Genomic DNA, 2503 nt, shown 5'->3' with positions numbered 1-2503 from the left:
GGGGAGCTGATAACCATCACGGGCGTTGGCTTTGACTCGTCCTTCGTTGAGGCCAACCAGGTAAGCATCGCGGGGCTTCCCCTCGAGATCAGTCAGGTTAGTGACAGGCAAATTATCGCGCTGTTGCCCGACGGCGCTGTCTCCGGCCGCGTCGCTGTCTCCAACGGTCGCGGCACCGCCCTCTCGAGCCGCGAGTTCGCGGTTGTCCCGTCGGTCCACATAGCGGGTACAGGCCACACGACCGTCCGTCCACTAGAGACGATCAAACTTACTGCGGTTGTCACCGGCCTTGTCGACACGGCCGTCGACTGGCATGTCGACGACATTCCGGGCGGCTCGGAGGTCCTTGGAACCATTGACGCATTCGGCAACTACACGGCTCCTGCGGTGCCTCCGGCTGCCGCCAGCGTCAGGATCAGCGCCACCTCCGCGGCTAATCAGTCTCTTCGCGCCGCTCAGGTCATCGCCCTTTCCGCGCCGCTGCCGCTGGTTGCAGGGGACACCGTGAATGCCCTTACCGGCGGTCGCATTCACGGTCGAAACGGTCTGCTAACCATCGACGTACCCCCCGCAGCGCTGGCTAATGATGCCAAGGTCACTGCCCTGCACGCTGAACATCCGGCCTGGGGAGCAGATGCGGATATCGAGGGCGTGCCGGATGGCTATGTGCCGGTGGCAGCATTCGAAGTTCGGCTTGCGCATGAAGAGGAGCTCCGCGAGCCAATCGGCTTTAGCCTGCTGCTGCCGGTGCAGACACCCCCGCAAACCGAGCACGTCATCCTGCTTCACGACGGGCGTGTCTACGAGCGCACTGGCGAGGCAAGAGTCGATGTCAGCGCGGATGGATTTTCCCTCACTGGTTCGCTCGGCGCTGTTAACTTTCGCGCGCTCGTCGTTCGAACGGCGGCAAGCTTCGAGATACCCGGGCTGGTGCCTACCTTGGAGATTGTGCCGCCGGTGGAGGTTACTGGTATCGAGGTGCCGGTGACGATCATCGAGGAGGGCATGACCCTGCCGGTGCTTGTGGAGGGCGCGGGATTCGTTCCCGGCGCGACCCGAGTCTCTGCCGCTGAGCCGGCAGTGGGCCAGCACCTTGAGTTCGGTCCCGTGGTGGTCAGCGCGGATGGTGCAGAGCTGGGCTTTACTCTGCGCATAAAGCCGATCAGGACCTTGGACCGCGGCCAGACGCTACCGGTCTCCTTTCGCGTCGAGATCCTTAACCCTTCGGGCCAGACCAGTTGGGTACTCGAGACGGATGCCAATCAGTTCCAGATTAACGGGCTGCCCGAGCTCGTCGTCTGCGAAGGCGAGCGTGGCAATCGCAGTGACCTCTTCACGATCGATGGCCAACGCATCGACAGGGCCGTGAGTCAGAGTCAGCGCCTGTCGACGCTGGTGGTCTGCGAGGGCTTCGTGCTGGGCATTGGTCGCGAGGTCGAAGACATTGAAGCTGATGGCATCGTTTGGGACCTCTCAGGCCTTGCCGGTTTTGAAGACGCTTTTGGGCGCCTCGCCTGGGTCACAGAGCAGCAGCGCCGAAGCCACAGCGTTAGCATCTTCCAGCCGGAACATCGACTCGTGTTCTTCGATGTCACAGGTCCCGTGGAGATCCGGGGCACGATCTACTTCTCCGGCATGCGCGGCGGCGAGAACGCGCAAGTCGTACGCGCCAGAGGCGGGGGACGTGGCCTGCACGGCGGGCTTGCGAGCGGCACGCTGTCAGGAGGACGGGGAGGGGACGGCGGGATCACCAGTGGTGGGGCGACCACGGATGGCCAGCGGGCGGGCAACAATGTAACGCCCGATTTGGGGATTGGCCGTGGCGCCGACGGCAGGCTGTCGGGCAATCAGCCGGCGGGTTTTGGATCGCGGTTCGATCCCATCAACGTGAGCTTCGATGACTTCTTCAAGGCCGGCGCGGAAGTGTTCGCATCTGCCTTCAGCCCGAAGGCGAGCTTCATTACGGTGGCCAAGGCAGCCGGCAACTTTGCCGCCGAGATGGTCCATCTATCGAGCACTACGACCATCCGCCTGGCGCCGCAGCCGCTAATCGTCTCCGGCCAGGGAGGGCACCCTGGCTCCCGGCCAACCGCCGCGCCCGAGTTGATCGACGACAGGCGGCTCGTCCCCGGCACAGGTGGCGGCGGCGGAGCGTCGGCCTACACCGAGACGGTCTTGTTCGGTCTCATCACACTCCGGACAGACCACAGAACCGGGGGTGCGGGCGCAGGTGGCGGCGGTGCAGCGGGTGCCCTGCGCATCACCTCCGGCACCTCGTTGGAAATCGGCCCTAACGGCTCGCTACTGGGTATTGGCGGGCGAGGCGGGTTTGGCGAGTCTCACATTTCGCTGGCCAGCACCGGGGGCGGCGGAGGCGGCGGTGCCGGCGGCGTGGCCAAACTGCAAGCACCCCAGCTGGCAAATCGCGGCCTGATCGATCTTTCAGGTGGCGAGCGCGCGGGAGCGATTCTCGCCCAGAGCAGCTTTCCTGCCCCGTTCATTG

1 protein-coding gene is annotated in these 2503 nt (G+C 64.6%); it reads left to right on the top strand.

The features are described from left to right. The coding region (locus tag QZT63_RS13610) for an IPT/TIG domain-containing protein (protein WP_290652036.1) at positions 1-2503 on the top strand (2503 nt) is incomplete at both ends.

Source organism: Aquisalimonas sp. (assembly GCF_007120195.1).
GTDB lineage: Bacteria > Pseudomonadota > Gammaproteobacteria > Nitrococcales > Aquisalimonadaceae > Aquisalimonas.
Note: the sequence above shows the minus strand (reverse complement) of the source record. Positions and strands in the feature narration are given on the sequence as shown.